Origin of the sequence: Candidatus Afararchaeum irisae (assembly GCA_034190545.1) — an archaeon.
GTDB classification, from domain to species: domain Archaea; phylum Halobacteriota; class Halobacteria; order Halobacteriales; family Afararchaeaceae; genus Afararchaeum; species Afararchaeum irisae.
In genome coordinates this window covers 39785-62550 of sequence record JAXIOF010000036.1, presented here as the reverse complement: position 1 = coordinate 62550, position 22766 = coordinate 39785, and the positions used below count along the sequence as shown (strand labels likewise).

Annotated in this window: 23 protein-coding genes; 11 read left to right on the top strand and 12 right to left on the bottom strand. The window is 56.9% G+C overall.

What is annotated here, in order from left to right; translation table 11 throughout:
* Positions 1-85 precede the first annotated feature (85 nt).
* The 6 genes from SV253_05020 to SV253_04995 all read right to left on the bottom strand — a co-directional run bounded on the left by SV253_05020 (position 86) and on the right by SV253_04995 (position 7099).
* Positions 86-1642 (bottom strand): hydantoinase B/oxoprolinase family protein, encoded by a 1557-nt coding sequence (locus SV253_05020; protein MDY6775425.1) that lies wholly within the window; start codon positions 1640-1642, stop codon positions 86-88.
* Positions 1643-3688, bottom strand: coding sequence for a hydantoinase/oxoprolinase family protein (locus tag SV253_05015; protein MDY6775424.1), 2046 nt, complete (start codon positions 3686-3688; stop codon positions 1643-1645).
* A gap of 53 nt (positions 3689-3741) precedes the next feature.
* Positions 3742-5943 carry a cation-translocating P-type ATPase gene (locus SV253_05010; protein MDY6775423.1) on the bottom strand — a complete coding sequence of 734 codons (2202 nt, stop codon included), beginning with the start codon at positions 5941-5943 and terminating at the stop codon, positions 3742-3744.
* 88 nt (positions 5944-6031) lie between these two features.
* The gene (locus SV253_05005; GenBank protein ID MDY6775422.1) at positions 6032-6676 is read right to left on the bottom strand and encodes a 2,5-diamino-6-(ribosylamino)-4(3H)-pyrimidinone 5'-phosphate reductase; all 645 of its coding nucleotides are present in this window, start codon (positions 6674-6676) and stop codon (positions 6032-6034) included.
* A gap of 43 nt (positions 6677-6719) precedes the next feature.
* Entirely contained in the window at positions 6720-6854 is a 135-nt protein-coding gene (locus SV253_05000; GenBank protein MDY6775421.1) for a hypothetical protein, read from the bottom strand.
* A 2-nt stretch (positions 6855-6856) separates the two neighbouring features.
* On the bottom strand, positions 6857-7099 hold the full coding sequence (locus SV253_04995; protein ID MDY6775420.1) for a hypothetical protein: 243 nt from the start codon (positions 7097-7099) through the stop codon (positions 6857-6859).
* Positions 7100-7208: 109 nt separating this feature from the next.
* On the opposite strand from SV253_04995, the gene SV253_04990 reads away from it, so the two are divergent.
* The 5 genes from SV253_04990 (at position 7209) to SV253_04970 (ending at position 13250) form a co-directional block, all read left to right on the top strand.
* The gene (locus SV253_04990; protein ID MDY6775419.1) at positions 7209-8594 is read left to right on the top strand and encodes a deoxyribodipyrimidine photo-lyase; all 1386 of its coding nucleotides are present in this window, start codon (positions 7209-7211) and stop codon (positions 8592-8594) included.
* A 40-nt stretch (positions 8595-8634) separates the two neighbouring features.
* Positions 8635-9207: a response regulator gene (locus SV253_04985; GenBank protein MDY6775418.1), complete on the top strand. Its 573-nt coding sequence runs from the start codon at positions 8635-8637 to the stop codon at positions 9205-9207.
* 364 nt (positions 9208-9571) lie between these two features.
* The gene (locus SV253_04980) at positions 9572-12253 is read left to right on the top strand and encodes a cation-transporting P-type ATPase (protein MDY6775417.1); all 2682 of its coding nucleotides are present in this window, start codon (positions 9572-9574) and stop codon (positions 12251-12253) included.
* A gap of 183 nt (positions 12254-12436) precedes the next feature.
* Entirely contained in the window at positions 12437-12727 is a 291-nt protein-coding gene (locus tag SV253_04975; protein MDY6775416.1) for a hypothetical protein, read from the top strand.
* A gap of 4 nt (positions 12728-12731) precedes the next feature.
* Entirely contained in the window at positions 12732-13250 is a 519-nt protein-coding gene (locus SV253_04970; protein MDY6775415.1) for a metalloregulator ArsR/SmtB family transcription factor, read from the top strand.
* 6 nt (positions 13251-13256) lie between these two features.
* Here SV253_04970 and SV253_04965 read toward each other — a convergent pair whose 3' ends face one another.
* Genes SV253_04965 through SV253_04950 form a run of 4 tightly spaced genes read right to left on the bottom strand, consistent with a single transcriptional unit; the run spans position 13257 to position 15372 of the window.
* Positions 13257-13808, bottom strand: coding sequence for a hypothetical protein (locus tag SV253_04965; GenBank protein ID MDY6775414.1), 552 nt, complete (start codon positions 13806-13808; stop codon positions 13257-13259).
* 13 nt (positions 13809-13821) lie between these two features.
* A complete protein-coding gene (locus tag SV253_04960) occupies positions 13822-14109 on the bottom strand; it encodes a hypothetical protein (GenBank protein ID MDY6775413.1) in 288 nt (95 codons plus the stop codon).
* A complete protein-coding gene (locus SV253_04955; GenBank protein MDY6775412.1) occupies positions 14093-15019 on the bottom strand; it encodes an FAD:protein FMN transferase in 927 nt (308 codons plus the stop codon). The genes SV253_04960 and SV253_04955 overlap by 17 nt, the downstream gene beginning before the upstream one ends.
* A 2-nt stretch (positions 15020-15021) precedes the next feature.
* A complete protein-coding gene (locus tag SV253_04950; protein MDY6775411.1) occupies positions 15022-15372 on the bottom strand; it encodes a hypothetical protein in 351 nt (116 codons plus the stop codon).
* Between the two features lie 140 nt (positions 15373-15512).
* On the opposite strand from SV253_04950, the gene SV253_04945 reads away from it, so the two are divergent.
* From SV253_04945 to SV253_04930, 4 genes are read left to right on the top strand one after another with little or no spacing between them, the layout of a single operon-like run.
* Complete coding sequence (locus tag SV253_04945) at positions 15513-16208, top strand: hypothetical protein (GenBank protein MDY6775410.1); 696 nt, start codon at positions 15513-15515, stop codon at positions 16206-16208.
* A 49-nt stretch (positions 16209-16257) separates the two neighbouring features.
* Positions 16258-16443, top strand: a complete 186-nt coding sequence (locus tag SV253_04940) for a CopG family transcriptional regulator (protein ID MDY6775409.1) — start codon at positions 16258-16260, stop codon at positions 16441-16443.
* A gap of 1 nt (position 16444) precedes the next feature.
* Positions 16445-17107: a 7-cyano-7-deazaguanine synthase QueC gene (gene queC / locus SV253_04935; GenBank protein ID MDY6775408.1), complete on the top strand. Its 663-nt coding sequence runs from the start codon at positions 16445-16447 to the stop codon at positions 17105-17107.
* Positions 17098-17772, top strand: a complete 675-nt coding sequence (locus SV253_04930; GenBank protein MDY6775407.1) for a 7-carboxy-7-deazaguanine synthase QueE — start codon at positions 17098-17100, stop codon at positions 17770-17772. Before queC ends, SV253_04930 begins: the two co-directional genes overlap by 10 nt.
* A 10-nt stretch (positions 17773-17782) precedes the next feature.
* Here the strand turns inward: SV253_04930 and SV253_04925 are convergent, their stop codons facing one another.
* Positions 17783-20197, bottom strand: a complete 2415-nt coding sequence (locus tag SV253_04925; protein ID MDY6775406.1) for an ATP-dependent DNA helicase — start codon at positions 20195-20197, stop codon at positions 17783-17785.
* Between the two features lie 262 nt (positions 20198-20459).
* On the opposite strand from SV253_04925, the gene SV253_04920 reads away from it, so the two are divergent.
* Complete coding sequence (locus SV253_04920) at positions 20460-21251, top strand: DUF5794 domain-containing protein (protein ID MDY6775405.1); 792 nt, start codon at positions 20460-20462, stop codon at positions 21249-21251.
* 58 nt (positions 21252-21309) lie between these two features.
* Positions 21310-21855 carry an Rrf2 family transcriptional regulator gene (locus SV253_04915; GenBank protein ID MDY6775404.1) on the top strand — a complete coding sequence of 182 codons (546 nt, stop codon included), beginning with the start codon at positions 21310-21312 and terminating at the stop codon, positions 21853-21855.
* Between the two features lie 14 nt (positions 21856-21869).
* Here SV253_04915 and SV253_04910 read toward each other — a convergent pair whose 3' ends face one another.
* Positions 21870-22766: an RsmB/NOP family class I SAM-dependent RNA methyltransferase gene (locus SV253_04910; protein ID MDY6775403.1), complete on the bottom strand. Its 897-nt coding sequence runs from the start codon at positions 22764-22766 to the stop codon at positions 21870-21872.

Sequence of the window (22766 nt, the reverse complement as noted above, 5' to 3'; positions counted from 1 at the left end):
TTCCCTCGTGTACAAGTTTGTCTTCTAATGTACAGAGTAGTGCAGAAGGTATAAGGCTTACGTCAGCCGACGCGATACGGAGTGTCTACTCAGAGGCGTCGTCCGGGTCTCCGTAGCCACCGCCTCCCGGGGTCTTGACAGTCACGACGGTTCCTTCTTCGGCTTCGACTGTCGTCTTCGCTCCGACCTCCTCCCCGTCAATGAGGTTCCTGCCAAGAGCACCGTCCCCTCCGCCGTTCCTACCTCTCGGAGCGTGTCGTCGTCTGTCAGTTATCACCGAGACAGTCGAGTCGGCTTCGAGACGTAGTGATCTCACGATACCCAGTCCTCCCCTGTGTCTTCCCTCTCCGCCGCTTCCGTCCCTGAGCGAGTACTCCTCGACACGCAGGGGATACTCGTTTTCGAGCGACTCGACCGGAGTGTTGAGTGTGTTCGTCATCCCGACGTGGACACCGTCCATGCCGTCGGTCTCGGGACGTCCACCCGATCCTCCCGCGATAGTCTCGTAGTAGGTGAACTCCGAATCGGGGGACGACGACCCTATTATAAGGCTGTTCATACTTCCCTGACCCTGTGCGGGGACGTCGACCACGTCTCCGAAAGCGTCGAATACGACGTCTGTGATACGCTGGCTAGTCTCGACGTTGCCTCCGACTACTCCTGCGGGAGGCTCGGGATTAAGGAGACAGCCTTTCGGAGCCTCGACTCTGACGGGCTCGTAACAGCCGTGGTTCGGGGGTATGTCGGGGTCTGTGACAGATCTCACGACGTAGTAGACCGCACTTTTCGCCACTGACAGAGGCGCGTTGACGTTTCCACGTGTCTGTGGATCTGTCCCTGAGAAGTCGACCTCGATCCTGTCTCCGTCTACTGTGACCGTCGCACGTATACGTATGTCGTCGTCGGTGACACCGTCGCCTTCCAAGACGTCCTCGGCGACGTAGTCGCCGTCGTCTATCGACTCTATCTCCGATACCGTCCTGCGGCGCGAGTACTCGATCACGGCGTCGAACGCCTCGTCTACGGAGACGTCGAGTCCTTCTACCACCTCACGTACTCTCTCCTCGGCACGTCTGTTGGCTCCGATCTGTGCCCTCAGGTCGGACTCCCTCTCGTCGGGGTTACGGACGTTCGAGAGTATGAGGTCGAGTACGTCGGTGTTGGTCTCTCCCTCGGAGACTAGACGTACGGGAGGTATACGGAGTCCCTCCTCGTATATCTCGGTCGCACCCGCTGGCATGCTTCCGGGGGTCGATCCCCCTACGTCAGCGTGGTGGGCACGTGAGACTGCGTATCCGATTATCTCGTCTTCGTCGTCTGAGGTCACGGTCACGGGCGATACGAGGGTGATGTCGGGTAGATGTGTGCCTCCGGCGTAGGGGTCGTTGAGAGCGAAGACATCTCCCGGCGACGGTTTCATCTCCAGAACAGCGTCGACCGCTTCGGGCATCGCTCCGAGATGGACGGGTATGTGCTCCGCCTGTGCGACCATACGTCCGTCGGTGTCGAAGACCGCAGTCGAACAGTCGTGTCGCTCCTTTATGTTGGGGGAGTAGGACGACCTTATGAGGACGTCGCCCATCTCGTCGGCTACGGCTTCGAGACGGTTCCGGAGTATCTCGGTCTCGACAGGATCGAGCATCTAACTCACCTCCTTCTTCTCGACGGCTATGTTACCGTTCTCCGAGAGAGTCGCTTTCCAAGACGGCGGGACAACGACTGTGGTCTCGTCGTCCTCGATGACGGCTCTTCCCGTGACTTCGTCCTGAGTACTCAGAAGGCTTCTGTCGTATACACGTGTCTCCTCGAATCCGTCCCCCGGGAAGTACGTCTCACGGACGTCCTTGACGGGGTCTCCCTCAGCTTCCTCTACCCCCATATCGGGACGGCGTCTCTTGGCGACCGACTCGGCTCTGAGGCTGACCACCTCGACAGCCTCTCCGTCTCCGAGAGAGTAACCGTAGCTCTTCTCGTGTTCGTCCTCGAAACTGCGTCTCACTAACTCGGGGTCGAAGGGGTCGTCGACCTCGACAGTGAGTTCGAAGCTCTGCCCCTCGTATCTCAGGTCGGCGTGTCTCTGAATACGCACCTCGTCTCTGTCACCCGATGTCTCTTCTAAGAGGTCATCGACTATCTCGGCGTAGACTGCCTCGACCTCCGAGACGTCGACATCGCCGAGTCCGACTAGGTGGCTCCTCACAGCGTCGTGTCTCTCGTCAGCCGCGAGGAGTCCGTAAGCCGACAGAACCCCTGCGGCTCTCGGAACTACGACTGTCTCGATGCCGAGTTCGTCGGCGACCGCGACTGCGTGCATGGGTCCCGCGCCTCCGTATGCTACTATGCCGAACCCTCTCGGGTCGTGTCCCCTCTCGACGGTAGCCGATCTCACAGCCCTCGCTGTGTTCGAGTTAGCCACCCTGTGGATGCCCGCTGCCGTCTCTGTGACGTCCATCTGAGTCTGATCGGCGAGTCTCTCGACGGCTTCACGTGCCTTGTCGGCTCTCAGATTCACCTCTCCTCCGAGGCTCCCGCGTATGTAGCCGAGGACTGCGTCGGCGTCGGTTACCGTCGGCTTCTCGCCGCCGCGTCCGTAACACGCAGGTCCCGGATCAGCACCCGCCGACTCGGGACCCACACGTAGAGCACCCCCGTCGTCGATCCAGGCTATACTTCCTCCACCTGCGCCGACCGTCTCTACGTCTACCATGGGTACGCCGACGGGATGTCCGCCGACCTCGTTACGCGTCGATCTCTCTATCTCGCCGCCGCGCACGAGGCTGACGTCGGTAGAGGTGCCTCCCATGTCGAAGGTAACTATCCCCTCAACATCGACGCCACGTGAGACAGTCTTCGCACCGACGACCCCCGCAGCGGGACCCGAGAACAGTGTTGTCACGGGCTTGTGTCTGACGGCTTCGAGGCTCGAAACACCCCCGTTCGACTGCATCACCTCAGGATCGGGTATGCCGATCTCCGACGTTCTCTCCGAGAGACGTGTGAGGTAGCTGTCGATTACGGGAGAGACGTAGGCGTCGAGGGCTGTCGTCGAGGCTCTCTCGTACTCACGGAACTCGGCGAGAACCTCGTGTGAAGACGAGACACGTACCGAACCGGTCTCGTCCTTTATTATTTCGGCGACCCGAGTCTCGTTCTCGGGATGTGCGTACGAGTGGAGGAGACAGACAGCTACCGCCTCGACGTCGTCCTCTATCTCCGACGTGACCGATCTGACCTCGTCGGGATCGACCCCTTTCTCGGTTCCCTCGGGTGTGGCTCTCTCGTCTATCTCGTACCTCCTTTCTCGTGGCACGAGAGGCGGTGTCTTCTCTGCTTCGAGGTCGTAGAGGTCGGGTCGATCCTGACGCCCTATTCCGAGGACGTCCCTGAATCCCTCTGTGGTCACGAGAGCCGTCTCGGCTCCGTCCCTTTCGAGTACTGCGTTCACCGAGACAGTCATCGCATGACTGAATCTGTCTATCTCCTCGGCGTCGACTCCGGCTTTCTCACACGCCTTACGTATTCCTTCTACGACTCCCCGGCTCTGATCCTCCGTCGTGGGAACCTTCGTGGTCACGACACCGTCGGGGAACACGAGTACAGTGTCGGTGAAGGTTCCGCCGACATCGACCCCTACGCCGACTTTCGAGTAATCCGTCTCAGTAGAGTCAGACTGTGAGGATATGGTCATTACTCCCGAGTTCCATCTCCGACAAGTTGAAGAGTGCGGTTCAGTCTCAAACCCTAGCCTGAGTCTTCGGACTCTGACCCTATCCTCGAAAGACGCATCGCGTTTCCGGTGACGCCGAGTGTCATCCCCATGTCTCCGACGAGTACGGCGGCTATGACGTTGACATAGCCGAGGACGGCTCCGGCTGCGAGGAGGAACTTGATACCCAGGCTCCCGCCTATGTTTCCACGTATCACCGAGTTTGACTTCGACGAGAGACGGTAGAGGTAGGGTAGCTTGGAGATGTCGTCCCCCATGAGGGCTACGTCGGCGGTCTCTATCGCGGTGTCTGTTCCAGCGGCTCCCATAGCTACACCCACGTCAGCCGCCGCGAGTGCGGGAGCGTCGTTGACACCGTCGCCGACCATGACGACGTCTCCGTACTCCTCACGCAGGTCTTCGAGAAGCTCGATCTTGTCGTCCGGAAGAAGTCCGGCGTGGTACGAGTCGATCCCCGTCTCGTCAGCCACTGCACGTGCAGTCTTCGGGTTGTCGCCCGTGAGCATCACGACTTTTTCTACGCCGAACGACCTGAGCCCTTCGACAGTCCGACGAGCCTCGGGACGCAGTTCGTCGGCGACGCCTATGACCCCCTCTATCTCCTCCGAGGTTCCGACGACGACTGCTGTCTTGCCCTCGTCACTCAGAGAGTCGACGGCGTCTATGGCATCTTCGAGACCCTCGGCTCCGACTCCGTCGAAGATCTCGGGCTTTCCGACGTAATGGGTCACGCCGTCTATCTCAGCCCTGACACCCTCTCCTGTCAGGCTTTCGAAGCCTGTGACTTTCCTGTGAACTTCGACAGACTCCGCGACTGCGACCCCTATGGGATGCTGGCTCCTCCCCTCAACCGCAGCCGCACAGCTGAGGACATCGTCGGACTGTCTGTCTCCGAGAGGAACCACGTCTGTGACCTCTAGCTCTCCGCGTGTGAGTGTCCCCGTCTTGTCGAAAGCGACGACCTCCGACTCGCTGACGGCTTCGAGGTAACGTCCTCCCTTTATTAAGACGCCGTTCCTCGCCGCGCTGGTTATCCCCGAGACGACCGTAACGGGGGTGCTTATGACGATGGCACACGGACACGATATGACGAGGAGAGTTAGGCTTCTCACGAACCACGTCTTAGGGTTCATGCCTGCTGCGGTGGGAACAACGAAGACCGCGACGGCTAAGCCGACGACTCCGGGAGTGTAGTACTTAGAGAACCTGTCGACGAACTTCTCGCGTTGGGTCTTCTCCGACTCGGCATCCTCGACGAGCTTTATTATACGTGAGAGGGTGCTGTGGGTCGAGTCGGACTCGGCGTCGACCTCTAAGTAGCCCTCCTCGTTGACTGTCCCAGCGAAAACCTCGTCGCCGACCTCCTTTCCGACGGGTACACTCTCGCCCGTGACAGCCGACTGGTTTACTGCGCTGGTTCCTTTCACCACCTTTCCGTCGACGGGGATCTTCTCGCCGGGACGGACGACGACGGTGTCTCCGACCTCGACCTCCTCGACTTCGACCTCGACTATCTCCCCGTCTCTTCTGAGTCTTGCTTTCTCGGGCGAGAGAGACACGAGACGTCTGAGTGAGTCACGTGCCTTCTCCATAGAGTACTCCTCAAGTATCTCGGCTACGTTGAAGAGGAAGGCGAGTGAAGCCGCCTCGACGAAGAGACCTATACCCGTGGCTCCGACTACAGCGAGTGACATCAACAGATCGATGTCGAGGCTCAGACTCCGGAGCGAGTAGTAGCCGTTCCGGAGAACCACGCCTCCGCTTACTCCGACGGCTCCGAGGAGAAGGAGGTCAGTGACGCCTAAGACGACGAAGCTGTCAACGACGACGGCTTCGAGACCCACGACGAACTCGCCCACGAGAGCCGCTAAGAGGAGAATCCCGCTCAGCCACGTCTTCTTGGCACGCGAAGACCACCAGATGTCAGGACGTGAGGACATCTCGACGCCTGAACCCTCGGAGACTGAAGCCACCTCGTAGCCCGCAGCCTCGACAGCCTCTACGGCGTCGTCGGGTGTCGTCGAGCCGGGGTCGTAGCTGAGCTTGAGCTTTCCCGTGGCTGGACGTGGATCCCTGTCACGTATACCCTCGACCGAGTCGAGAGAGCTCTCGACCTTTCCGACACAAGAGGGACAGTCCATCTCGGGAACAGATATCTCCATCTGTCTCACGTCTTCAGCCCCTGACTCCTCTTCTCTTTCAGCCTCCGAAGACATCAGGTCTGAGTAAGCTCCGGAATGTTATTAAGTTTATTGTTAATCCAAGATGTAAAGTTCACAACTCCTGTGAGGCAGCCGTGTAGATTTAATAACTTTCCTTGTCGACAGTCCATCTCAGTAGGACGCCCTCGTCGATGCGTTCGACAGATCCGAGTTCGAGACGTGGATACTTATCGACGAAGCCGTCGCCGTCGACGACTGTCGGCGCGTCTGTCCCGCCTATGACCGACGCACCGACGTATACGAGGATCTCGTCGACGAGCTTCTCACTCAGGAAAGAGTAGTTGATACCGCCGCCGCCCTCGACCATGAGGCTCTCTACACCTCTTTCCTCAAGTGTCTCGACGGCTTCTCCGAGGTCGACCCTATCGCTATCGCCGTATGTCCGTACTACGTCGGCTCTTCGTCTCAGCCTGTCTACGTCCTCGTCGTCGGCTCTTCTGCCCACGAAGACGACAGTATCGGATTCACCCTCGAACACCTCCGAGTCCTCGGGCGTCCTCGCTCCCGAGTCGAAGACGACACGGAGAGGATTCTCGCCCTCGTCCTTCACCGTGAGAGATGGGTCGTCGGCTAAGACGGTTCCGACGCCGACTCCTATAGCGTCCGACTCTGCCCTGAGACTGTCAACCCTCTCGAAGTCGCCCGCGCCCGAGATACGTACCTGTTCGCGTCTCACGTTGGATATCTTGCCGTCGGCACTCATCGCCGAGTTGATGAAGACGTGCATCTGTCTCTTGGTCGTCCTCATACAAAAAAGGGACTTCGTTACATTACGACTTGAGCTCGCCGTATCCGAGGATAGCCGCCGCGGCGGCGAGGACTACGAAGGTCAGAACCACGAGGATCTGACCCACGTTACCGGGGACACTCAGCTGGAGAGGCCAGACGAGTGTGACAGCGAACATGCCTACCAGCGCGAGTACAGCACCGCCTTTCTTGGCTCCGTCCCCTTCGAGACCCTGTTTCCGTACATGATGTTGAAGTAGGCTCCCAGACTTCCCATAGTATGTGCGTGTCTGTGCATCGTCCTCACCATCCCCATGTCGTTCGCCATCCACGTTTCTATGTTCGCGGCTACGTAGAGCCCCCACCCGAACGTCACTATCAGCCAGAGCCAGCCAAGCCCTCGGTTCCATCTGCCGGATTTCATATTTTCACACCACCAAGCCGATACTTCATTATAGACCCTTGTAAAACTTATTTCGGCTGTTCTGACATTTTCCCCAAAGCCCTAACTTCCGAGGCTCCGACTCTGGGACATGGACAGATCCGCAGGCGTCGTCTGGATAAGGAGGTCTCTGAGGAGGTACGACAACACTGCACTCGTCGAGGCTGCCGAGAGACACGACGAGGTCGTCCCGGTCTACGTCGTCGACGACGCGCTCCTGAACTCGGAGAGTATCGGCGGAAAGAGGCTCAAGTTCTGGCACGACTCCCTCAGATCTCTCGAGGAAAGCTTCGGGTCGAGGGACGGTGAGAGACTCGTCGTGAGACGCGGCGACCCGGTCGAGGAGGTTAGAGCCGTCTGTGAGGAGGTCGACGCCGAGAGGATCTACTACAACAACAGCTACACACCGTACGCGAGATGTAACGAGGAGAGTCTTCGAGATCTCGGGGTCAGTTCGGAGGGACTCAAGGACGTCGTAATCTCGGAGAAGAGGGAGATCACGACACAGAAAGGTGATCCCTACCAGGTCTACTCGTATTACAGAGACAAGTGGTTCGACGTCGAGAAGCCCGAGCCCGAGTCGCCCGAGGGCTTCGTGACTCCTGAGGTCGAGTCGTCGGAACTTCCGAGCCGAGAAGACTTCGGGATCAGTGACGTCGAGTCGGAGTTCGTGGGAGGAAGAGAGGCGGGCACAGAGAGGCTCGAAGGCTTCGTAGACCGAATCGACAGGTACGACGACGAGAGGGACTACCCCGCACTCGACTCTACCTCGAAGCTGTCGCCCCATCTCAAGTTCGGGACAGTCTCGGTGCGTGAGGCTTTCTGGGCGTCGGAGAGGGTTAGGGAAAAAACGGAGGATGAGGACAAGGACGACGACGGCGCGAGAGTCTGGCAGGAGGAGCTCGCTTGGAGGGACTTCTACTTCCAGATGCTCTGGAACCACCCCGAGACGACCGAGAAGGCTTTCATAGAGAAGTACCGCTCGATAGACTGGGGCTGTGAAGACTCCGACTGGAGGGCTTTTATCGAGGGAGAGACGGGTTTCCCCTTCGTCGACGCCGGAATGCGTCAGCTTAAGCAGACGGGATGGATGCACAACCGTCCACGTATGGTGACAGCGAGCTTCGCGGCGAAGGATCTGCGTGCCGACTGGAGACGTCTCCACGACCACCTCAAGAAGCATCTGGTCGACGCCGACACTCCCGCGATGGTCGGCGGTATACAGTGGGCGTACTCGGTAGGAACAGACGCCCAGCCCTACTTCAGGGTCTTCAACCCGTGGACACAGGGCGAGAAGTACGATCCCGACGGCGAGTACATAAGACGGTGGATTCCCGAGCTACGTGAGGTAGACGACAGCTACATACACCGTCCCTACGAGTCTCCAAAGTTCGACGAGATCGATTATCCGTCCCCGATACTCGACCACGACGAGGAGAGGAAGAGATCGGTCGAGTTATTCGAGAGACACGGGTAGAAACGAAAGGTATTTTCGGAGACACCAAGTATTTTCGTGCATGGGCACCGACGGCGAGAGAGGTGACAAGCCTACCGTACTCATAGTCGACGACGAGGAGGAGATAGTCGATCTCTACTCCGTCTGGCTTGACTCCTACGACGTCAGGGTCGCGTACACCGGAACTGAAGCCCTCGAAAGGATCGACGAAGACGTCGACCTCGTTGTTCTCGACAGACTTATGCCCGACATCTCGGGCGACGAGATACTCGAGGAGATACGTGACAACTGCCTCGGCACGAGGGTGGTCGTAGTCACAGCTGTGAGTCCGAGCATAGACGTACTCAACATGGAGATTGACGACTACGTCGTCAAACCCGTCGAGAGGGACGAGCTTACCGAGTCAGTCGAAAACGTCCTGTCGCTCAAAGAGTACGACGAGGCTACGAGGAAAAGCTACAGCCTCTCGGAGATAAAGGAAGCACTTGAGAGCTCGTTGTCGTCTACGGAGCTATACAACAGCCGGGAGTACTCCAGGCTACAGGACGAACTCGACAGAGCACGTGAGAAAGCCGACGAAGTCTTCGAGACAGATACTAAAGCTAAGGGACAGAAGAGACCGAATACGGTATAGAAGCGTGACAGGCGACAGGCGACAGGTCTGTGTCACTGTGAGAGGATAGATAAGGTGTGAACTACCTCGGAGTCAAGCTCCGAGGCTTCTAGAGAAGTCTACCTCAGACACCTACTATGGGTGGGTCTTATTCTCTACGGCATCACGAAGCGGAGCTTCGTTAGCCTCTAAGCTTTGCTTAGAGACAAGTCCACTTTGCCACTAGACCATCCTCCCCATACGGGGAATTTGGCTTACCTTCGGACCTTTCGATCCAGTCCACGTATTATCGCCCGTGTATTAAGGCTATACATCAGGGTTTGCTGTTTGTTGATAAGATCCGAATCCGAAGCCGAAGCCGTAATACTCCGAGATACTCCGGGAAATGAAGGTCGAAGGACACGCCTGTACCCGGGACGAGGTTCTGTCGGAGACCGCGAGTCAGAGCGACGGTCTGACACACGACGAGGCGGAGAGACGTCTCGAAGAAGAGGGAGAAAACAGGATAGAGGAGGACGAAGGACCCTCAGCAGTCGAGATACTCGTCGACCAGTTCCGTGACTACCTCGTCTACATACTCGTGATAGCAGTGGTACTCTCGGTAGGGGTCGGTGTCTTCCCCGGCGAGAGCCCGAGATGGGGAGAGGCGGCTATAATCTCACTCATACTCTTCGGGAACGGTCTCTTCGGATTCTACCAAGACTACCGTGCTGAGAGGGCTATCTCGTCACTCATGGAGATAGCGACACCGACTGCGAAGGTGAGACGTGGAGGGGAAACGAAGGAGATAGACTCGAAGAAGGTAGTCCCCGGCGACATAATACTACTCGAACAGGGCGACTCTGTTCCAGCCGACGCACGTCTCCTACAGGTCGAGTCGCTCGAAACCACCGAGTCGGCTCTCACGGGCGAGAGCGAACAGGTTACTAAGTCAACCGACCCCGTCGACGAAGACGCGACGGTTGCCGAGCGCGAAAACACAGTCTTCAGGGGAACCGACGTCGTACGTGGTCGCGGCGTTGCGGTTGTGACACGGACGGGAATGGACACCGAAATAGGCGGGATAGCTGACGAGCTCCAGCTTGCCTCAGACGAGAAGACTCCCTTCCAGAAGGAAGTCGACGAGATGGGAAAGAGGCTCGGATACCTCGTATCGGGATTCATCGCCGTCATAGCCGTAATACAGTGGCTCGTAACAGGTACTGACTGGATAACACTCTTCCTCCTCTCGGTCGGACTCGTCGTCGCCGCAGTTCCCGAGGCACTTCCGGCTATAGTCACCTTCTCTCTCGCACTCGGCTCCCGGAGGATGTACGAGAGAAACGCACTCGTACGACGCCTCCCTGTCGTCGAGTCACTCGGATCGGTCAACTACATAGTCTCCGACAAGACGGGGACTCTGACACAGGGAACCATGACAGTCCGTAGAATCTACTCGAACGGACGTGAGGTCTCAGTAACCGGAGTCGGAACCGAGACTGAGGGAGAGTTCTACGGCTCCGACGGCGACGAGATAGACCCCGAGGAGATAGGCGAGATACTCCGGTGTGGAGTCTACTCGAACAACACCGACGAGACTGAGGACGGCTTCGACGGAGGGCCCACCGAGACCGCACTCCTCGTAGCCGCGAGGAAGGCAGGCATAGACGCGCCCGAGGAGCGTGAGAGATCGATACCCTTCTCCTCGAGCCGTAAACGGATGACTGCTATCACCGACGGCGCGAATGCCTACATGAAAGGCGCACCCGAGACGGTACTCGACAGATGTGACCGTATGCTCGTAGACGACGAAGTCGTCGAACTCGACGACGAAAGACGCGGCGAGATTGAGGAGAAGGTCTCCGAGTACGCGGGTGACGCACTCCGTGTCCTCGGATTCGCTATGAAAGAGCCTAGCGATACCGACGGCGACGACGACGAGATAGAGTCTGGGATGGTCTTCCTCGGATTACAGGCTATGATTGACCCGCCGCGCGAGGAGGTCAAGGAGGCGGTCGAGGACTGCCGAACCGCGGGTATACATGTCGTAATGGCTACGGGTGACGACATAAAGACTGCGAGGGCTATAGGAGAGAGTCTAGGCTTCGACCCCGAGAAGGCAGTCACGGGACGCGAGATTGAGTCGATGGACGATGACGAGCTACGTGACGCCGTCACCGATACAGAGATATTCGCAAGAGTCTCGCCGAGCCATAAGGTGCGTATACTCAAGGCTCTTCAGGACAGCGGGCTCCACGTCGCTATGACGGGTGACGGTGTCAACGACGCTCCCGCGCTCAAAAACGCCGACGTGGGTGTGGCTATGGGTCAGCAGGGTACTGACGTCGCGAAGAAGAGCAGCGACATAGTCCTCTTGGACGACAACTTCGTGACTATACGTGACGCCATAAGGGAAGGCAGGACTATATTCGACAACATACGTAAGGTCACCAACTACCTCCTCTCAACCAACTCAGCCGAGGTGATGTTCGTCTTTCTGGGTTCAATCATAGGAGGTCTCTTCTTCCCCGAATACTTCAGAGGGTCAGACACCGTAGTCCTCACAGCCGTCATGATCCTCTGGGTCAACTTCGCCACCGACGGTCCTCCAGCTATGGCTCTCGCCGCCGACGAGAGCGTTCCGGATGTTATGAACCGTGACCCGCGTGACCCTAACGTATCAATAATCAACAGAAAGATCGTCTCGATGGTACTCCTCACAGGACCCTTAGCCGCGATCCTGTTTCTCCAGCTCTTCTTCGCCTATATAGACGATTTCCGTCTCGCACAGACGGTTCTCTTCACATCACTCGCGATGTTCGAGATAGTTATGTTCCAGATAGTAAGGCGGGACTATGGACTCAGTATCTTCTCTAACATCTGGCTCTCGGTTACCGTGGGAGTGGCATTCGTCGCTCAGCTACTCCTCCTTTACACGCCACTTGCGTCGGTATTCGAGGTCGTTCCAATAGGACTCAGCCACTGGATGTACATAATGGGGATGACGGCAGTCTTCACAGTCCTGGAGATAGGATTCCAGAGACAGTTCATAGGAATCTTCGGAAGACGTGACGGAGCCGATGACTAAGATTTATGATTATACGGGATGAAGAGTAGTTTCGACTCCTGTACGAGGATTCGAAGTATGTACGCGAAGCCGTAACTTTAGGCGTGTCTTTTGAGAACATGATGAACTCGTACTTCTGTGCATCAGTAGACCAGTCCTCGTCGACCATATACTTTTGAGACTGCCTAAGAAATACTCGAAAAGATGATAGTACTTCAGATTACACCCGGTCAGATAGAACAGGTTCTGAGCTTCGGCATACTCCTCCTGTCTCTGACACTCGGAGTCCTGAGCTTCCTGACTTGGAGAAGAGAAAGGGACAAGAGTATGCTCATCGTCACAGGTGCGTACTTAGCGTTCGGACTCCGTGGTCTCATCGTATTCGTCGAGACTACACTCAGAACCACACTCGCTCTAGAAACAGTAGAGCATCTATCGTCATTCTTCATAGTCTTAGGATTAGTCCTCTTCTTCATAGCTATAATTCAGGAGTAAGAAAATGGATGACGAGCCCGAACTACAGTCGAGACGCGATATATACAGGGAGATTGACTCGAACCCGGGAATCCACTTCCGCGAGCTACTCCGGGAACTCGACTACGCACAGGGTACTCTCCAGTATCAGCTCAGACAGCTCGAAGACGAGGGTCTCGTAGAAGTATCAGACGACGGCGACTACACGCGTTACTACGCGTCGGGTTCGTTCAAGTCGGAGGACAAAGCAGTTATGAACGCTCTAAGACGTGAGTACTCGCGGCGCATAATAGGACATCTCGCCGACGAGGGCGCGCTCTCAACCTCCGATCTCAGCGAGAGGATAGACAAGTCACGCTCGACTATATCGTGGCACCTCTCACGCCTTGAAGAAGAAGACGTCGTCGAGAAGGAGAGGGAAGGTCGTAGCGTACTCTACTCACTCAAGGAGCCCGACAAGATCAGACGTCTCTACACAGTACACAGAAAGAGCTTCTCCGACCGCCTCGTCGATAAGATGCTGGGTCTCTGGGAAGGCTACTAGGTATTATTAAGCCATATCTGTCCCCACCTCCGTCTCTCCGAGTTTAGCACTCAGAGACCTCACGATCAAGAGGTAGACCACGAAAGCCACCGAACTCAGTATGGAAACACGTAGGAGTCTTCCGATATCAGTCCCGACTGCGACGGTGTGTACCGTTGCGAAAGCATATCCTCCGTACGCGAAGGCGTGGACGACACGAGGACTGTAGGGTCTGTCAAAACGTCTCGGGTCGAGGAAGGCGATGACTGCGACCATGAGGAGTAAGAGACCCCCGACTCCGACTAAGACTCCGTTGACGAAGAAGTTTATAGGGTAATTGGGGGACGGAACCGCGCCGTCTAATATGGCTAAGGTATCAAAGGCTCCCACGACTCCGTGTCCGAGCACCGTTAGTGTGGCAAAGACTGAGATGGGGACGTGTACCCTGTCGGCGGCTCTGTTTAGCTCCCCAAACCTCTTCGTGTTATAGAAGACTCCAGTGAGTACGGCGAGATATAGCGAGACATACGAGACGAGTCCCGCCGCCCTGTCGATATACCAGAGGGTCTCGAAGGTCACGGCTCCCACCCCATTAAGACGCCCCCGTGGTCGTGACTATGTCGGGACAGCCGTCTGAGTCCTCGAAGCCGTTCTGCGTCTCGGGACGTGTCGGACATCGGTCAGACGCATCAGTGATTCCGTCTCCGTCGTAGTCGTTGGTAGAGTGACGCTTCTGAACTTGGCTGTTGACCAGATCCTCTGTCTTCGACTCCTTCGCCTGTGTCTCCCGGTAGACACCCACCTGCCACGTGACTGCTATCGATAAGATTAGGACAAATACAGCGGCGAAAGTCACAGCTCTCCTATGTTTCTGCTTCATGTTCCTCAAATCCGGATGTCTTTTTGAGAACGCCCGAGTGGACAACGAGTGCCTCGGTTCCTTCACGTTCCTCGATCAACTCGATAGCCTCGTCGGGGTCTAATACCGAGACTGCGGTGGCTAGGGCATCGGCTTCGGTACAGTCTCTCTCGGAGACGACTGTTACGGATCTGTTCTTCGATCCTACCTCTATGTCATGTGTTCTTTCGCCGTCACTGAGAGGGCGGTAGATATGATCGATTTCGGATCTTTCGCGTCTGTACCCTCCCGACGTGGCTATACTCCAGTCAGTCTTGATTTTCTTCAACGGCTTCTCGGAGGGGTACGGGCTCTCGATGCCTACCCTAATCGGATACGTAGTGGCTATGTCCCCGCCTCCATCGACGAATCCCTCGACACCGAGCCGGTCGAGTTCTTCGAGTACGGCGTCGACTATGTATCCCTTTGCGAGAGAGTTGAGATCGAGTTTAATGTCACGCGAGACTCTGACTTCGTCATCCTCGATGCGTATGTCCTCCTCTATATCCCCCTCGACCCCGTCGAGACTTCCTACATCCACCTCAGATCTCTCACCGCGTATGTAGGACTTGATCTGTCTCTCGACCTCGCCGTGACGTATGTCGAGTACTCCGTCCGTGAGTCGGTAATACTCCATCCCACGTTCGACTACTCTACGGACGTGGTAGCTCTCTACCCATCCGTCGGAGTTGAGACGCGAGACAGCACTCGTCTCGTTGAAAGCATCGAGTTCGGATTCGAGTGTCTCCGCCTTACCTCGCGCATCGGAGACGGCTCTCGAAGCACGTAGACCCTTAGCCCTCAGGCGGAACTCTGTATCACAGCAGTCGAAGACCTCCTCTGACTTGCCGAGCTTAGAACGTAAACCTAAGGACGTGGCTGAAATCGACATTGTCAGTCTCCCTCTTCGTCCTCTCTGTTTTCTCCTCCGCGCTCTCCCTCGTACTCTTCCTCTTCATACTCCTCCTCTTCGTACTTTTCATCGTATTCTTCCTCATACTCCTCAGAGTAACCCGTCTGCTGTTTGACGTTGGGAGTGAAGTTCTGGTTCGGTGTAGGAGCATTCGACGACAGCTTCGTTACTGTACCGTTTGAGATCTCCGAATCTTGAGACACCGTCTGACCCGCATTGGCTCCTGTGTTCGCCGAGTCAGTAGTAGCGAGACCGTAGGCTATCCCTCCCGTCAGAACTGCGCCTATCAGCGCCATCACGACCAGACTGTTCTTGGGTACTGGAACTCTCATTACAGTCTTCGAGAAGGAGTACCTAAATATACAGCTTCGCGTACACCACTCGAAACTTCGTACAGTCATCGAAAGGCTTTCTCGAAAGATTCGACTTCTGTACGTGAATCCTTTTCTCGAACAACACCGATATTCAGAACATGAAGATTACACCAAAAAAGATCGCAGTAGCAGGTCTACTCGTTAGCGCGTTGGCAGTTGGACTGTCTGTTTCTGGTCATGTCGATACATCCGACGGATCGAACAGTCTGAGTGTACTGGAGTTCACAGACTCGGACTCCGTAGACGAGTATCAGCTTCAGGGGTTCGGAGAGGAAGAAGGTGAGGAGTCCGAGGAAGAAAGCGAGGAGGGAGTGAGTCTACTCCCCGACTGGTGGGGGCTCGGCGGTGAGGCTAACGAAGCACCGTATATTGGCTTGGTCGAGATTGGCGTGACAGTGCTCGTCGTCGGCGTCTTGGGATACTCGGCGGGAAAACGTCTCTCTGTAGTCCCGTCGAAGTACAGGAGGAATCTCCTACGGGCGCACGAGTGGACAATGCTCGCTGGAACGGCTCTGACAGTGCCGCATTTTGTCTTCGTTGAGGAGTGGGGGGGAACAGGTCTCCTAGTAGGTATTCTGTTGGGAGTAGAGGTGATCAGCGGCGTATACGGAAGACGTATACACAGAGACGTAATGCGTCTCGGAAGAGGAGACGAGACCGCCGAGATCGTGGGACGAATACGTGATATATCGAACAAAGTCGTCCTAAGTAAGTGGCACACAGTTCATATCTGGCTTACCCTTGCGACCGGTGTTGTCTTGGTCGTACATATCATCACAGCAGTCGCGGACTGATCAGTCCATATATCCATACTCTTATAAATAGTATTCGTCTAGTAATAGTATGCCCAAGATAAGCGTCGACGTCCCGCGTGAGCTCTTAGAGGACGTCGAGGAACACGTCGGAGACGACCGTAAGTTCGTCTCTATGTCGGACGCCGTCAGGAGCTCCCTGAGGAAGATGCTCGATCAGATGGACGAGATAGACAGGAGAAGGGGAAGGATAGACGAGACCGAGGGGGGCGACTGAGATGGCTCAGAACGTCGTCTTACTCTCGGGTGGTATAGACAGTGCTGTAACTCTCGCCGAGGCGGTCGCGGTCGAGGAAGACGGAGGCGGAGAGACCGTCGGAGTCCATTTCTCGTACGGACAGCTTACGGAGGAGAAGGAGATCGACTGCGCACGGCGTCTGACTGACTACTACGAAGTTGACCTCATCGAGTTCGACCTCACCGACGTCTTCTCAGAGTTCTCAGAGGGGCTCACAGAGTCTTCGACAGACCTCTCCGAACACATAGACAACGAGGGTGTCGCGACGTCGTATGTCCCGATGAGAAACACGGTCTTTCTGTCTATAGCCGCTGGAGTCGCAGAGAAGAAAGGTGCGACGAGTATCTGGTACGGTCCCAACTTAGACGACCGCGAGGGATACGCTGACTGCCGAGACGAGTACGCCGACGCTATGGAGACCGCGCTCTCAGAGGGTACTGACAGAGCCGATTTCGAGGTCAGACGTCCCGTCGTCGAGTACGAGAAGCCCGAGATAATACGCAGAGGCGACCAACTCGGCGTGCCTTTCGAGCACACGTGGTCGTGTTACCAGGCGAGCGACGAGCCCTGTGGAGTCTGTGCGTCGTGTGAAGAACGCGCGAGAGGCTTCGAGGAAGCGGGTGTCGAAGACCCATGTACATAAGCGAGATATTCTACTCGGTACAGGGGGAAGGACGTCTCGTCGGAGTTCCGAGTGTCTTCATACGTACGTCGGGCTGTAACCTCCGGTGTAGCTGGTGTGACTCCGCCTACACGTCGTGGAACCCCGAGGGCGACGAGATGACGGTCGACGAGGTCGTCGAGGAGGCGGAGAGCTACGGCGCGTCACATTACGTAGTGACGGGAGGCGAGCCCCTCATACACGACGAGATAGGCGAACTCTGCGAAAGACTCGACGGACACGTGACTGTCGAGACTAACGCCACAGTCTACGACGAGAACGAGATAGACGCCGACCTGATGTCTCTGTCTCCGAAGCTCTCGAACTCGACGCCTGATACCGGAGGCGACTGGGACGAGAGACACGACGAGAGACGTATCGACACCGAAGTCATACAGAGATGGATATCGAACTACGACTACCAGCTCAAGTTCGTGGTGACCGACGAGGACGACTTAGAGGAGATCGACGGGATACTCGGAGACGTAGAAGCAGACGACGGGAAGGTCGTATTAATGCCAGAGGGAACCGACTCCGAGACTGTCAGACAGAGAGCGAGATGGATAGCTGAGATCTGTAAGGAACGCGGATTCCGTCTCTCGCCACGTCTCCACGTCGACATATACGGAGACGAGAGAGGTAGATAGTCATGTCATGTTACGTTTCATGTGAGTCCCAGAACCTCTTAACACCGAGATCAACCATGTCGGTACTCACAGGCTTGAACTCGTCCCTCTCGTACTCGGGGAAGTACTCACGCACCGAGTCCCAGAGATGCTCCTCCGTATATCTCTCGTCACAGATCAGACGTATACCTACCTCGTCGTCGCCTCTTATGACACGTCCGACCGCCTGACGCACCTTTCTGACAGCCGGGACTGTGTAGGCGTAGTCGTATGCTCTGTCGTCGCCGAACCTTCTTCCGTATGCCGTCTCGACCGCCTCTGAGTAGTCGCCCGACGTGTCTGCGAGGGGCACGCCACAGACGACGATGCCTCTGAGTTTATCGCCCTCGTAGTCGACGCCCTCTGTGAGTGTCCCGAGTACGCTCGTGACGAGAACCTTGTCGTCTCCTCTGAAGAATCTCGACTTGAGACGCTGTGTAGTCTCGTCGTCGGTGCTCTCGTCGACGAGTACCTCGGCGTCGATGTCGTCTCTGTCTCTCAGAACCTCCGCCATCCAGTCCGCCTCAGCGTAAGACGGCATCCCGACCATGACGTTTCCGGGAGTGTTCGAGACTACGTCGACCGTCGTCCTCACACAAGCGCGTCTCGGGTCTGTCTGGGTGTTTGGCTCGCCGTCGACGAAACGCGGTCCTCGGTTCGAGTGTTTGAACTTGGGCGTACGGACTGCGAGACTCTCGCGGTTCTCCTCGGGGAAGTCGAGACCGTAGGTCTTCTCCTCGACGTGGCGGTCGAAGCCCTCGGAGTCGAAGCCTATCTCGTGACGGAAGACATCGATGGGTTCGAGTGTCGCAGACATCAGAACGCCTCCCCCGAACTCAGAGAGACGGTCTCTTATCTCCTCGCTCGGGATACAGTTTCTGAGAACTAAGCTGCCCTTGTAGACCTGCCTCCAGTCCTGTGACGGCTGTCTCCAGACGTCGTCTCTGGGCGAGAGTTCGAGCTGTCGGAAGTACTCTCCCGTACCGTTGGCGTACCACGACTGGACGAGGTTTCCGACGACAGGTGCCGCCCTCACCGAGTCGAAGTCGTGTGACTCGTAGACGTTGTCGAGGACACCACCGACGACCCAGCCGACACGTCCGACCGTCATCCAGTCAGCTTCGTCGTAAGAGTCGAGTGACCGGATTATCTCGTCGACCTCGTCGGGCTTCTCGGGCGATCTCAGCGGGATCTCGTACTCATACTCGTCGCCTGTGACCGTGAGATCGCTTATGACGTTTCTCCAGCCCCCTATCTCGGAGTCGAGATGGCTCGTGACGACCGAGTCTATCTCGGCACGTAAGTCTCTGAGGAAGGTTCTCGCTTTCCTGAGGTCTGAGACAGAGACGTCGTTCTCGTCGAGTATAGTGCCCGCGAGGTCGGTGTCTGCGTGTAGTATCTCCGAGTCTTGTCTCGGGCTCTCGTCTGAGACCATAGAGATGACGTCGTCGATCTCGTTTTCGGCTCTCTCGATATGGGTGTAAGACACCGAAGAGCTAAGCTGTTCACGTACCTTGTTGACTAAGGTGTGAGCCTCGTCACAGACGACGAGAGTCGACGAGTCGATTATATCTCGGGTGAACGCCTCCACAGTGACCGGATCGAAGGCGTGCTGGTAGTTACCCACGACAACCTCGGCTTCGTCGAGAATCTCGCCCATCGCCGAGTGGGGACAAGTCCCTTTCTTGACGCCCTCGGCTACGAGTCTCTTGGGTGTGAGGACGCCGTCGTGGTCGAGTACCTCGGCGTCGTCGTCGACCGTGTCGGCGACGTACCTAGCGTAGAAGGGGCAGACATCGTCTACTTCCTCCGAGTAAGGCGACTCGACGCCCGCGGTTTCGAGAGTCGGAGCACCCGCCGACTCGACCCTCGCCTCGTGCTGAGTCATTATCTGACCCGCGTTCGAGATAGCCTTCGAGACGTTGTCACCCCCCGCAGTCTCGGAGTCACGTGACGACGAGTAGATACGCCTCCTCGTCTCGTCACGCAGATCCTCACACTTTGAGTAGAGACCGTCTTCGATGATTCCCTCGCGCGAGTAGGGACAGACGTCCGACTTCCCGACAAGTGTCACCGAGTCGACGGCGTCCGAGTCGGGAAGAGACGCGTTTATCTCTGCGAGGTCGGTCTCGAACTGCTTCGTCTGCTGTTTGACGCTCGTGAGTACGAGTACACGTTTGTAACTCGACGACGGGTTCCTCACGAGACTCAGACCCGCGGCAAGAGACAGGAGCGTCTTTCCGGTTCCGCAGGCTCCCTCTAAGAGGAGAAAGCCGTTCCGACGTGCGACATCGACGGCTGACTCTATTCCGTCCTTCTGGTCGTCGTAAGCCTCGTCGTACGGGAAGTAGTTCTCCCAGCCGTACACGTCGGTGTCAGTGTCGCCGTCGGGGTCAGTCTGACTCATCGGGTATCGGGATCTACGTGCCTTCGCCTCTTAGGTCATACGGGTCCCGGCGGAAGCCTTAATACTCTCAGAGCCGTCGTGTTATATATGTCTTCGATGCCCAGTACGGAGACGTTCGGACTGCGTGGCGTAAACAGAGACGTCTTTACCGGGACTAATACTATTATTAACGCCACCAAGACCCCGAAGACATTCGTCTCCGTCGCTGGGTACAGACCCCTACACCACCGATCCGCCGGAGGTTACGGCGGTCAAGAGGGCTATGTCCATCCACGTCCACGGTGTCAAGAGGGCAGCTGAGTCGCTGGTAGGCGGACGCGGACGTGGTGACGGGAGCCGTCTTCTCGCGACGGTGATGGGTCTCCCTCTCATAGACGGGGTCTTCCCCGCAGTCGTCTTAGCCGGGGGACTCGGTAGCCCGCTCGGGGTCGTACAGACAGGTCTCCTCGTCTTAGGCGGAGCCGCGACTGCGAGTGTCCTCGTCTCGTCGGACGACATCGGTGCTAGCGAGGTCTTAGCCGTCGGCGCCGGCGTCTCTGTCGTCGCGGGGATAGAGGCTGCATTAGCCCCGACGTTCGAGAGCCTCGTGTCGAGACAGATCTTCGATGTCTTCGCCGTCGCCACGGTTTTCACGGTCGCCGTCTCGGTAGCCACGGACGTACTCGACGACGTACTCCCGAAGCCACGTACGGTAGTCGCCGCGGGACTTGTCGTCAGCCTCGACCCGTCGGGTTTCGAACTCGTCGTCCACGATCCGTCCCTCGTCGTCAAGGGTGTCTTGGCGGGCGGGGTCGCTACGGTCTTCGGTCTGTGCGTCGTGGCTGCGCGTTCCCGCTTTTGGGGATCGGACTCCGAAGCCGGGTTACGTCTCATCGACGCGCGGGGTCTCAGACTCGCGAGCGGAGCGTCTCTCGCGTCTATGCCGCTTTCGGTCTACGGAGTCGTCCCCGAAGCCGCTCCCATCACCGTCTTAGCTGTCGGAGTCGTCTTAGCCGCAGCCCCGTGTCTCGTCCAAGGTGGTGACGAAAACCGACAACGTATGACATGGTTCTGAATACCAGAACCATGATTAAAGATAAGTTTAATACCTGTACGGAACTAATATTATAGTCATGGCTGAAATAGACCTTTCGTCGAGTCAGAAGCAGATACTTTCGGCACTAGTCAACCTCTTTCGGGAGAAAGAGGACGTAGTCAAGGGAGAGGAGATTGCCGAGATGGTCGGGAGAAACCCCGGGACGATACGTAACCAGATGCAGTCTTTGAAGGCACTTCAGTTGGTAGAGGGAATCCCGGGACCCAAGGGAGGATACAAGCCGACTGCAAACGCCTACGAGTCGCTCGACATGGAGCTTATGGAGGAGGAGGCTGCTGTACCTCTTCTCAAGAACGGGGAGCCCGTAGACAGCGCCAATGTAGCTGAGATCGATCTCACAAGTGTCCACCATCCCTCGCTCTGCCGCGCCGAGATACACGTACAGGGAAGCGTACACGACTTCCATGAGGGTGACGAGATAGAGGTAGGACCCACACCCATCTCGGGGCTAGTGATAGACGGCGTAGTAGACGGCAAGGACGAGACCAATAACATAATCATCTGTAAAATAGATAAGATGACGACACAGGAAGTCAAGGGTGAGAAGAAGAAAAAGAACTGAACTGAGACGTATAGCTACTTCACTTTGAGCTTTGAGACGAAGAAGCCCCCTGTGTCGTTGGCGTGGGGGTAGAAACGTCTCGCTCTCTCGACAGAAGGATCGAAGCCCTCACCTTTCCATTCGGTCAGACCCTTTTCGGAGTTAAGTCCCAAAGAGAAATCGACGACTTCGACGTCTTTCTGACCGAGGACGTGGTCGAGAACCGCCTCGTTCTCCTCGGGAGCGAATGTACACGTTGAGTAGACGACTGTACCCCCTGGCTTCACGAGATCGACGGTGCGTGACAGAATCCCTTTTTGGACGCCCTGCAGACTCCTAATCCGGTCGAGACTCGCACCCTCTCTGTGCTGAGGATACTTACGTGCGGTTCCCTCCGACGAGCAAGGTACGTCCACGACGGCTGAGTCGAAGACGTCTCTCCCCGGCATCCTCCTGCCGTCGTAGTTGGTCACGGAGACGTTGGTGAGACCGAGCCTGTCGGTGTTGTTCCTCAGCGCGGCTATCCTGCCTATGTTGTCGTCGTTCGCCGTAACGGAGCCTTCTTCGACAGCCGCGGCTATCTGTGTAGTCTTACTCCCCGGCGCGGCACAGATATCGAGGACGTGGTCGTCTTCGTCGGGGTCGAGAACAGCCGAAGGGATCATGCTGACCTCCTCGTGTACGTGTATCCAGCCGAGGAAATGAGGGAGAGTATTGCCTATGCTTACGCCGTCGGGTATGTCGAGACGTAGTCCCTTCGAGTACCAGTCGAAGACCTCTGTGCTGACACCTGCTTCCTCCAGAGCTTCTCGGGTCTCTTCGACGTCTGACTTGACGGTGTTGACCCTCGCTGTCTTCGGAAGTGGCTTTTCGAGGTAATCGAGAAACTCATCGAACTCCGGTATTATCTCGGAGTAACGTTCCATAGCCAT

What these genes read in the sequence shown, in the direction of transcription:
- SV253_05020 (MDY6775425.1), bottom strand. Translation starts at nt 1,642, where the DNA reads ATGCTCGATCCTGTCGAGACCGAGATACTCCGGAACCGTCTCGAAGCC.
- SV253_05015 (MDY6775424.1), bottom strand. Translation starts at nt 3,688, where the DNA reads ATGACCATATCCTCACAGTCTGACTCTACTGAGACGGATTACTCGAAA.
- SV253_05010 (MDY6775423.1), bottom strand. Translation starts at nt 5,943, where the DNA reads ATGTCTTCGGAGGCTGAAAGAGAAGAGGAGTCAGGGGCTGAAGACGTG.
- SV253_05005 (MDY6775422.1), bottom strand. Translation starts at nt 6,676, where the DNA reads ATGCACGTCTTCATCAACTCGGCGATGAGTGCCGACGGCAAGATATCC.
- SV253_05000 (MDY6775421.1), bottom strand. Translation starts at nt 6,854, where the DNA reads ATGTTCGCTGTCACACTCGTCTGGCCTCTCCAGCTGAGTGTCCCCGGT.
- SV253_04995 (MDY6775420.1), bottom strand. Translation starts at nt 7,099, where the DNA reads ATGAAATCCGGCAGATGGAACCGAGGGCTTGGCTGGCTCTGGCTGATA.
- SV253_04990 (MDY6775419.1), top strand. Translation starts at nt 7,209, where the DNA reads ATGGACAGATCCGCAGGCGTCGTCTGGATAAGGAGGTCTCTGAGGAGG.
- SV253_04985 (MDY6775418.1), top strand. Translation starts at nt 8,635, where the DNA reads ATGGGCACCGACGGCGAGAGAGGTGACAAGCCTACCGTACTCATAGTC.
- SV253_04980 (MDY6775417.1), top strand. Translation starts at nt 9,572, where the DNA reads ATGAAGGTCGAAGGACACGCCTGTACCCGGGACGAGGTTCTGTCGGAG.
- SV253_04975 (MDY6775416.1), top strand. Translation starts at nt 12,437, where the DNA reads ATGATAGTACTTCAGATTACACCCGGTCAGATAGAACAGGTTCTGAGC.
- SV253_04970 (MDY6775415.1), top strand. Translation starts at nt 12,732, where the DNA reads ATGGATGACGAGCCCGAACTACAGTCGAGACGCGATATATACAGGGAG.
- SV253_04960 (MDY6775413.1), bottom strand. Translation starts at nt 14,109, where the DNA reads ATGAAGCAGAAACATAGGAGAGCTGTGACTTTCGCCGCTGTATTTGTC.
- SV253_04955 (MDY6775412.1), bottom strand. Translation starts at nt 15,019, where the DNA reads ATGTCGATTTCAGCCACGTCCTTAGGTTTACGTTCTAAGCTCGGCAAG.
- SV253_04950 (MDY6775411.1), bottom strand. Translation starts at nt 15,372, where the DNA reads ATGAGAGTTCCAGTACCCAAGAACAGTCTGGTCGTGATGGCGCTGATA.
- SV253_04945 (MDY6775410.1), top strand. Translation starts at nt 15,513, where the DNA reads ATGAAGATTACACCAAAAAAGATCGCAGTAGCAGGTCTACTCGTTAGC.
- SV253_04940 (MDY6775409.1), top strand. Translation starts at nt 16,258, where the DNA reads ATGCCCAAGATAAGCGTCGACGTCCCGCGTGAGCTCTTAGAGGACGTC.
- queC (MDY6775408.1), top strand. Translation starts at nt 16,445, where the DNA reads ATGGCTCAGAACGTCGTCTTACTCTCGGGTGGTATAGACAGTGCTGTA.
- SV253_04930 (MDY6775407.1), top strand. Translation starts at nt 17,098, where the DNA reads ATGTACATAAGCGAGATATTCTACTCGGTACAGGGGGAAGGACGTCTC.
- SV253_04925 (MDY6775406.1), bottom strand. Translation starts at nt 20,197, where the DNA reads ATGAGTCAGACTGACCCCGACGGCGACACTGACACCGACGTGTACGGC.
- SV253_04920 (MDY6775405.1), top strand. Translation starts at nt 20,460, where the DNA reads ATGTCCATCCACGTCCACGGTGTCAAGAGGGCAGCTGAGTCGCTGGTA.
- SV253_04915 (MDY6775404.1), top strand. Translation starts at nt 21,310, where the DNA reads ATGGCTGAAATAGACCTTTCGTCGAGTCAGAAGCAGATACTTTCGGCA.
- SV253_04910 (MDY6775403.1), bottom strand. Translation starts at nt 22,766, where the DNA reads ATGGCTATGGAACGTTACTCCGAGATAATACCGGAGTTCGATGAGTTT.